Genomic DNA, 283 nt, shown 5'->3' with positions numbered 1-283 from the left:
AGACTGTGCTGATAATTATAACTATACGCAAGAATGGGACTTAACAGAAATAGAATTAGATATTCTTGACGGAAGACAATATAACGTAGACTTCTCTTATTTTGAATCGGAAGAGGATTTACTTGATAATAATAATCGGATTCAAAACCCATTAAACTACACTAACACGTCAAACCCTCAAACTATCTATGCTAAGATTAGAAATGCAACTACAGACTGTTTTGATATTGTACCTTTTGACATCATTTTAAATAGTCCTCCACAAATCAATGATTTTGAATCT

Annotated in this window: 1 protein-coding gene; it reads left to right on the top strand. The window is 31.4% G+C overall.

Annotation, left to right across the window (positions count from 1 at the left end; genetic code table 11):
- A partial coding sequence (locus HNV10_RS17130) for a hypothetical protein (RefSeq protein ID WP_394353366.1) occupies window positions 1–283 on the top strand: 283 nt, incomplete at both ends.

It is taken from the genome of Winogradskyella litoriviva, assembly GCF_013249065.1.
Taxonomy (GTDB): Bacteria; Bacteroidota; Bacteroidia; order Flavobacteriales; family Flavobacteriaceae; genus Winogradskyella; species Winogradskyella litoriviva.
Note: the sequence above shows the minus strand (reverse complement) of the source record. Positions and strands in the feature narration are given on the sequence as shown.